The 9,724-nt window shown below is 28.6% G+C and carries 5 protein-coding genes; all 5 read right to left on the bottom strand.

Features of this window, described 5'->3' with window-relative positions:
• Positions 1–30 precede the first annotated feature (30 nt).
• The gene (locus tag QZ824_RS09150) at positions 31–1,704 is read right to left on the bottom strand and encodes a DUF262 domain-containing protein (protein ID WP_291275716.1); all 1,674 of its coding nucleotides are present in this window, start codon (positions 1,702–1,704) and stop codon (positions 31–33) included.
• Between the two features lie 70 nt (positions 1,705–1,774).
• Positions 1,775–4,807 (bottom strand): N-6 DNA methylase, encoded by a 3,033-nt coding sequence (locus QZ824_RS09145; RefSeq protein WP_291275715.1) that lies wholly within the window; start codon positions 4,805–4,807, stop codon positions 1,775–1,777.
• 486 nt (positions 4,808–5,293) lie between these two features.
• Positions 5,294–6,334, bottom strand: a complete 1,041-nt coding sequence (locus QZ824_RS09140; RefSeq protein ID WP_291275714.1) for a cysteine synthase family protein — start codon at positions 6,332–6,334, stop codon at positions 5,294–5,296.
• 69 nt (positions 6,335–6,403) lie between these two features.
• A complete protein-coding gene (locus tag QZ824_RS09135) occupies positions 6,404–8,461 on the bottom strand; it encodes a S9 family peptidase (RefSeq protein WP_291275717.1) in 2,058 nt (685 codons plus the stop codon).
• A 120-nt stretch (positions 8,462–8,581) separates the two neighbouring features.
• On the bottom strand, positions 8,582–9,622 hold the full coding sequence (locus QZ824_RS09130) for a glutaminyl-peptide cyclotransferase (protein ID WP_291275713.1): 1,041 nt from the start codon (positions 9,620–9,622) through the stop codon (positions 8,582–8,584).
• Between the last annotated feature and the right edge of the window lie 102 nt (positions 9,623–9,724).

Raw genomic sequence — 9,724 nt, 5'->3', positions numbered from 1 at the left:
ATTTATATTCATTATTATTTTCCATACATATTAGTTTAAATATTCAGATAAAGTGTTTTCTAAATCTTTCTCATAATTTTCTCTGTCTTCTTCAGTCCAAAATGAAATCTTTGGAGGATATTCACTAAAATATTTTAGAAATACATTTTTTGTACAAAGTGGAATAAAAACACCTTCTTTATCTCTATTAATTATTGTTTTTCTTTTTATAGGAAAAACAGCATTTTTATATCCTCTATTTGTACTTGAATCTAATAAGGTTAGATTTGATATATCATTAACATCGCTATCTTTCAAATTATTATTAAAATGAGCGATTATTTCATCATAGATTTCTTTAAATAAATCATTGTTTTTATAGTCTTTGAAATTTTCAATTTTTTTCTTCAATTTATCTTTCTTGTCTATTACAGGGTCTATAAAAATTTTTGCATCATTTATCCACTCTTCTCTTCCTTTGTCAGGCATCTCGGATTTTACAGAAGTTATATGCTCAATGTCCCAATTGTCTTTTTTGAATGAATCAAATGGGAAATATGAATTATCTTTTGTGGTTTTTAACATTGTAACAATGTTATATAGTAATAATATTCTCTTTACATCTTCCTTATCTTCATATTGTAGTTCATTGATTTTTATGTTTCTCACACTACTTCTTATGAGTTCGTCTAATTTTAATTTAAATTCAGATTTAGTCATTGAATTATTATAATCATATAGTAATTTTATATCAGTAAATCCTATACAAATTAAATAACCAATTTTGTGATATAGTTCTCTTTCATCAAACCATTCACAAAATATTTGGTATCTTCTTTTTATTTCAAGCCAATATTCATTAATCAACTTTTCATCTTTAACTTTCAATTTTTTTTGAAAAAATCTAAAAGTTGAATAAAGATCATTGATATCATTTTCATCATTCATTAGTTCAAAAATAAATTCAATCCTATTTGTGGATTTTTTATTTTCAGTCAAAAAGAACCATATTTTATCCTTCTGTAATGTTTGTTCAATATTGTCCCATTCAGATGCAATTTCCAATTGTCTTAAACGAAGTTTTTCATTTTTATCTATAAAATTTGAGCTATTTAGAAAAAGTGCTTTTATTAATTCTGAATTAGTTAATGGAATTTTACCAATGTTTATTCTTGTAAAGATAGCAACTGAATCTTCTTCTGTGCTTTCATACCAAATAACCCTTGTATTAAACTTAAAGTTTGATTCAAATTCATTTCTGTTAAAAGAATTACCTTTTTCAAGAAACCACTCTCTTACAGTCTTATATGCTTCACTGATATAAAAAAAGTCAATATTATTATGATTTGAATTATTATTCAATTCAATCAAAAATGACTCAGAATCTTTTCTTGTTTCATATTCAAGTTTAAACAGTTTTTGTTTAAAATCATTAGCATATTGCTGATTCAAATAATAAAGAATAATATAAATTGAAGTTAATCTTTGTTGACCATCAATTACCTCAAAATATGTTTCATCAATTTTTTTAACAACAATGGGCTGTAAACAGTACCAAGTTTTTTGGTCAGAATTCAAAACCTCTTTGGGTTTAAATTCAAAAACATCATTTAATAAATCTTTAATTTGATTTGAACTCCATCTATACCCTCTTTGATATGAAGGAATTAGAAAACGAAATTCTTGTAAATCATTAACTGTTTTTAAATCAAGTATATTTTCCATTTTATTATTTTAACTATTCTCAACTATACTAATACTCACTCTTTTATATTGTTTTTTTGGAGTTCGTGAATCAAGATTCTTCCACAATCTTGATTTCCTCATCTGTTAACCCATATAACTCATAAACCATTTTATCTATTTCCTGGTCTGTGGTGGTAATTTGTTGTTTTAGGGCAAGGGCTTTTTGTTGTTCTTTTAAAAAGTAATCTTCCCATTCTGCTTCTTCTGAAAGGGACAACTTTATTTTCTTTTTGCCTAATTCTTTTATAAATTCTGCAAAGGTTAACTCAAACCAGGATTCTAATTTTTTAGGCAAACTGTCTAATTCAAATTTCCTTTGTAGAGTTCTTTGGAATTTATTATTATCAATAAGCAAACTACAATTCAATTTTAAAATCTTATCAACATATTGACAAATTGAATTTTGCAGATTAATATCAGTAACTATAATTGGAATTTTTCTTATGTCACCTATTAATATTTTTGGGAAAGTTGTTCTAATACCTTTAGGGGATGTCATTCTATTGTACCATGAAATTAAATTAGAATTAATTATAGCCAATAAATAATTTGTTTTAAGATTATTGGAAATATTTACACATGAAATAATACCTGGGTCATGAAAAAGTGTTTCACTGTATGATACAGCATTTATTCTTGGAGGGTTTCCACCAGTTATTTCTTGTATCATTATTCTTTCTTCAGTAAAATATTTAATTTTTCTGGGTCTATGTAACCAACTACCATATTTTAAATATTCATGTTTGTCTAAAGAAATTTGGTATCTATTTATAGCTCTACCTTGTATCCAAATTCCATATTCTTCACTAATTTTTGTATCACTATGATATATCCTTTGTTTAACTTCTTCTTTAGTTAAATGTTCAGTTGAATATGGTACAATTCCTTGGCAAACATCTAAAAATTCTTCAGCTTTTATAGAATTTAACTCAATTTTTTGAATTAAACTTATGTCTTTTGAATCTTGAAAAACTTGAAACTGTTTATCTTCACTTAATTTCCAATTTTCAGTTTTTAATAACTTAATGTTATCTGAATAAATGCTAATATCATTAATTTTTTCAATTATATTAATTACAGTACATTCTTCAATTAAATAATCTTTGTAAAGAATAAAAATAATAGCATTTAAACTTGCATCATCAAATACTGAATGATTGAAACTTACAATATTTTCAATACCATAATTATCTAATACATGTTCTCTTAACTTTTTTGCTTGTGGAATGCTAATCCATGTATCAGGGGTAATAAAACCTAACTTCCCATTTACTTTAAGAATTGAATTAATAAATTCAATAAAAAAGAAATATATTTCAAAGTTTCCTTGAAAAGTTTTAAATTTTTTTTGATAAAAATCTTTTGAAACTTTATCAAGTGTTGCTCCATAAGGCGGATTCCCAATAATCACATCAAAACCACCTTTTTCAAACACTTTAGGAAAAGCATTTTGCCAATTAAAGGCTTTTTCTCCTGCAATTTCTGGGTCATCAATTAAAGAGTTGCCACATTTAACATTGCCACTTAAATCATTTAATTTTCTATTAGGTTGAGCAGTTCTTAACCAAAGGGATAATTTAGCAATTTCAACACTTTCTTCATTTAAGTCCACACCAAAAAGGTTGTTTTCTAAAATGCTGTTTTCCATGTCTGTTAAAACCAATGCATCACCAAACAATTTGGCTTGTAATTCATCAATGTATTGGTGCTCTTCAATTAAAAAGTCTAAGGCTTGGTTTAAGAATGCACCACTACCACAAGCTGGGTCACAAATGGTTAATTGCAACAACCATTTTCTGTAAATATCTAATTTGTCAACTAAATCTTTAATGGTTTTCTTTTGCCTTTTCTTGTCTGTAATGTAATCCTCTTCATTTATGGCTAATTCCAATTTCTTTTCTTCACACAGTTTTCCAATAGTATTTTCAACTATATATTTGGTAATGTATTTTGGAGTATAGAAAACACCATCTTTTTTTCTTTTGGTTTTGGTTTTGTCAATTTCATGACCTTCTAATTGGGCTTTAATTTCATCTAACTCATTTAAGGAGTTTTCAAAAATGTGACCTAATATGTTTACATCAACCTCACTTACAAAATCATATTCAGATAGTTTTAAAGTATGTGCATACAACAAATTATCATCTATTGTAATGTTGTCTAAAATTTCATCAGGTTTAAATAACCCACCATTATAGGCATATACATCATAGTTTTTGCCTTTGTAACCTGTGTTTAGGTAGCCAAAATATTTTTTAAATCTTTCATATAATGGAGTATATTCATCTAAATCCTGTAATTGTTTCCATTGCTCAAGTATCAATCTAACTGAATTAGGAGGCAATAACATTCTATCTTCTGCAAAGAATATGAAAAGGAATCTGTCTAATAGTTTTTGAGATTTTTTAAAAAGTTCTAATTGGTCAAAATGTGGATTTAATTCAACCAAATTTTTGAATAATTCTCTTTTAAATAGGGAGTAATCTCTATATAGTTCCTTTGTAATTTCATCCTCTTTACTTACAGATTCATCTTTTATCTTTTTTGGAATGTCTTTTGAAATATTTTCAACAGCCAAACACAAATACAAGATTTTAAATTCTGCTTCTGTAAGTGTAAATAAATTGAACTCTAAATGTTCAATAGCATTATCAATATAGAATCTGATTTTTTCAAAATTGGAAGTAATTACATAAGTACAATCTGGCTGATTGTTTTTATAACCAAAGGCTTGAGCTTCAATTTTTCCTAAATCAGTAGTATTTGTGCCTTTTAGTTCTATAACTGCTTTTACTTTATCATCAAAAATAATAGCCCCATCAGCTTTTTTACTGTCTTTTACATTTTTGTATTCAGTTGTAAGATTAAAATTGGGTTCAGGATTTAGTGTGTAGCCTAATATCTTAACAAACAATTCTCTTAAAAAGCCTTCTTGATATTGCTCTTCTTTAGAGTTTCTAATGTTTTCTTGTCTTTCAGAATTATGAAAGTAGGAAGTAAATTCATTCCATTTTTGATTAATGGAATCTTGGTTTAAGGCTTGTAAATACTTTGTTACAACAGCATTTTGAAACAATGACATACTTGAAAATTTATTTTACTTATAGTGGAGATTGATTAAGTAATTTTTAGTTTTCTAAAGTAGGAATTATTTTATTATAAAGCAAAATATATTATTTTAAATTATTGTTTCAAGGATTATTATATTTATATTTTTTAACTTAATATTATTTGGTAAAATTTTTATCAATTCCATCTATTAATATGTAAACATATTTTACTTTTGAAAAGAATTTGATTTTTCAAGTTAGAGCAGGGTTGAAATTCAGGTTAAGGCATACATTTAGGCATACAAAAAATTATTAATTTCATAATACATTGATAATTAAGTAAGAAGTGTCACAGGTTCGAGTCCTGTTCCCGCTACTAGATAAGCTCCTCAGAAATGTGGGGCTTTTTTTATGTGTTTTGAAAAATGATTACGGTTAAATTTCTTTCAATTGGCTTTAATTAAAAAAGTCCTCGTTTTATCAAAACGAGGACTTTTTTTATAGTATTAAATAGTTTTTTATTTAATAATTTCAATTTTTTGAATTTCTTCAAGGTTTACACTATCAAAAAAACCTTGTTCGCTCATCCAATCATCACTATAAATCTTACTCATGTACCTAGATCCATGATCAGGAAATATAAGAACTACATTACTATTGGAGTCAAATTCACCTTCCTCCGCAAATTGTTTTGCTGCTTGTAATGCGGCTCCTGACGTATATCCTACAAATAACCCTTCTTTTTTGGCAATTTCTCTCGCTGTATGAGCACTTTCTTCGTCAGTAACTTTTATAAATTGATCAATAACATCAAAATCAGTAGCAGTAGGTATTAAATTTTTACCTAAACCTTCAATTCGATAGGGATAAATCTCCTCATTATCGAATTCTTTTGTTTCGTGGTATTTTTTTAAAACAGACCCATAAGCATCAACTCCTAAGATTTTGATGTTAGGATTCATTTCTTTCAAAAATTTAGCTGTTCCAGAGATGGTACCTCCAGTACCACTACAAGCAATTAAATGTGTAATTTGTCCTCCAGTTTGTTCCCAAATCTCAGGGCCAGTAGTTTTGTAATGAGCATCAATATTTAAGTCGTTGAAATATTGATTGATATATACAGAGCCTTTAGTTTCTTCATGTAATCTTTTGGCAACGTTATAGTAACTTCTTTCGTCATCTGCTGATACGTGAGCTGGGCATACATATACTTTGGCACCCATAGTACGTAACATATCAATTTTATCTTTAGATGATTTTGAACTAACGGCTAATATACAATCATATCCTTTGATAATGCTTACCATGGCTAAACTGAAACCTGTATTTCCTGAGGTGGTTTCAATAATGGTGTCACCAGGTTTTAAAATACCTCTTTTTTCCGCCTCCTCAATGATATATAGTGCAATTCTATCTTTTGATGAATGTCCAGGATTAAAAGCCTCTACTTTGGCATAAAAATTACCTTTAAATCCTTCGGTAACTTTGTTTAATTTAATAAGCGGTGTATTGCCTATTAATTCTAAGATATTATCGTATGCCTTTATTTCTTTTGCCATAAATTGTAACTTATGTTTACATCGTAAACAGATGTATAAAACCTTGCAAAGGTATAAAAAAAACTTAAACTACTTAGTAATTTTTTCTAAATCAAACAAGAAAGCAAATTCTTTAGCTAGCTCTTTTAAAGCTTCAAATCTTCCTGAAGCACCACCGTGTCCTGCATCCATATTTGTATCTAAAAATAATTGATTGTTACCTTTTTTCATTACACGTAATTTGGCTACCCATTTAGCAGGTTCCCAATATTGTACTTGTGAGTCATGTAATCCTGTTGAAACATACATGTTTGGATATACTTGTTCTTTCACTTGATCATAAGGGGAATAAGACAACATATAATCGTAATATTTTTTGTCATTTGGATTTCCCCATTCATCGTATTCTCCTGTCGTTAAAGGAATCGTATCGTCTAGCATGGTAGTAACAACATCAACAAATGGAACTTGAGCAATGACACCGTTATACAACTCAGGTGCCATATTTACAACGGCTCCCATTAATAATCCACCGGCTGAGCCTCCTTCAGCATATAAATGAGAAGAAGAGGTGTATTTTTCCGCAATTACAAATTTTGAGCAATCGATGAAATCAGTAAAAGTGTTCATTTTTTTCAATAATTTGCCGTTTTCATACCAATCTCTTCCTAAATCTTCTCCGCCTCTTATATGAGCGATTCCATAGATAAATCCACGGTCTAGTAAACTTAAGCGAGTACTTGAAAAATAAGGGTCCATTGAAGAACCATAAGAGCCATATGCGTAAAGGAGAAAAGGGTTTTTACCGTCTTTTTTCATTCCTTTTTTATAAACTATTGAAATGGGAACTTTGGTACCGTCTTGAGCTGTTGCCCAAATTCGTTCTTCGCTGTAATTTTTTTTATCGAATTGGCCTCCAAAAACTTCTTGCTCTTTCAATATGGTTTTTTCTTTGGTGCGCATATTGAAGTCAATGATAGAAGAAGGGGTAGCCATAGATTGGTAAGCATAGCGTAAAACTTCGGTATCGAAATCTACATTCGTAGTAGTGTAAGCTGTATAGGTTTCAATCTCAAACGGAAGATAATAATCACCAGTTCCGTTCCAAGGTCTAATTTGTATTTTATGTAATCCATTAGTGCGTTCTTCAACAACTAAATAATCTTTAAAAATTTCAATGCCTTCCAATAAAACATCTTTTCGGTGTGGAATTAAATCTTGCCAATTTTCAGAATTGGTAGCATGCTCAGGCGTTTTCATTACTTTGAAATTTGTAGCTTTATCTTTGTTAGTTACAATATAAAAGCTATCACCATAATGAGAAATGGAATATTCAACGCCACGTACTCTAGGTTGGAAAATTCTGAATTGACCATCTGGATTATTAGCTTCTAATATTTGGTATTCAGAAGTTAAGGTGCTGGTTGAACCAATAACTAGATATTTTTTTGATTTTTCTTTGTAAACAAAAGTGTAAAAAGTATCGTCCTTTTCATGAAAAATTAACTGGTCGTTTTCAGGTTTTGTCCCTAAAGTGTGTTTGTAAATTTTATCTAAACGAAGGGTTTGAGCATCTTTTCTGGTGTAAAAAAGTGTTTTGTTGTCACTAGCCCAAGTAGAACCTCCTGTAGTATTTTCAATTTTTACAGGTAAAATTTCACCGGTTTCTAAGTTTTTAATTTGAATAGTGTATTGTCTTCTTGAAACTAAATCTATACCAAAAGCAGCCCATTTGTTGTCTTCACTGATATTAATTCCTGATAAATTAAAATAGGACTGACCTTTAGCCATTTCGTTACAATCAAATAAGATTTCCTCTTTTGCCTCTAAACTTCCTTTTTTTCTAGTATGAATAGGGTAATCTTTACCTGTTTCAAAACGGGTAATGTACCAATAGCCATTGTAAAAATAAGGAACTGAAGTGTCATCTTCCTTAATTCTGCCTTTCATTTCTAAAAATAAATCTTCTTGAAATTGCTTGGTATGTGCTGTAGATTTTTGATAGTATTCGTTTTCCTTATTTAAATAATCAATTACTTCAGGATTTTCTCTTTCATTTAACCAATAGTAATTATCTATTCTAATATCCCCATGTTTTTCTAGTTTTTTAGGAATAATTTTGGCTACAGGAGGTTTTACTTCATTCATTGTTTTTTTCTTTTTTTGAGCATGAATAGTAGCGCTAAAAAGAATAATTGATAGGATGATATAGTGCTTCATGCTTTTATTTTGGGTGTTAATTGATTAAATGTGTTATTTTATTTTTTGTCAGGGATTGATTTTGATTTCAAACATTTTATCCCAATTTTTACCAGTTACAAAGATGGTTTTTGTTTTAGGATTATAGGCAATTCCATTTAAAACATCAACCTCTGGATGTTGTTTTATTTTTGATTTTAATTCGGCTAAATTTAAAACAGCTTCTACCGCACCATTTTCTGGGTTTATGATCGCAATGGCATCTTTTTGGTAAACATTAGCCCAAATTTTTCCATCAATCCATTCCAATTCATTTAATTGTTCAATTTTTGAAGTATCGGTATACACTTGAATCGATTTGACTAATTTTTGAGTATTAGGATCTAAAAAGTAAATGGTATTAGAACCATCACTCATTATTAAATATTTGTCATTATGCGTTAATCCCCAACCTTCAATATCTTTGAAATAATCAAAGGTTTTTTCTTTTTCAAACGTATCAGGATTATAAATGAATCCTACTTTTTCTTGCCAAGTCAGTTGGTATAGTTTGTTGTTAAAAAACGTTATCCCTTCACCAAAATATTGAGGGTCAAGTCCTATTTTTTTAGTAATAGTTCCTGTTTTATAGTCGGTTTTCCTTAAACTCGATTCTCCTCTTTGACCTGTTCCCTCATATAAAATACCATTGTGAAATTCTAAACCTTGTGTATAGGCTTCTATATCATGGTTGTAAGTATTTACAAGTGTAAAAGCCAACATTTTTGGAGTTATATTAGAAACAAGTTCAAATGAAGTGATACAGCTAGCATTTTTACCTTCATAGTATACCAATGCTTTAATGTCTTGTGTTCCAAATAAAAGTTGATTGAGTTTAATAGTTAAGCTATTGTTTTTTTTAGCTGTACCTAATTTCACCTCATTTGCAAAGTAAACAACTGAATCAATCGCAATTTCTTTTTTATTTTCAATCTTTAATTGGATACTTTCGTTAGGCTTGTATACTTGTTTTAAACCGGTTGAATCAATATTAAACAAATCTTTTGGTTCACTACAATGCCAAGAAATGGCAGTTAAAATTGTGATTGTTAGAATTTTATATTTTTTCATTTTTGTTCTATTTCTAAATACAATATTACAATTTATTTTAAACTTATTTTTGATTTGTAAAAATAATAAAAGATTGTATATTTGCACCGGCAAGTCCTACAC

It is taken from the genome of Flavobacterium sp., from assembly GCF_021151785.1.
Taxonomy (GTDB): Bacteria; Bacteroidota; Bacteroidia; order Flavobacteriales; family Flavobacteriaceae; genus Flavobacterium.
Note: the sequence above shows the minus strand (reverse complement) of the source record. Positions and strands in the feature narration are given on the sequence as shown.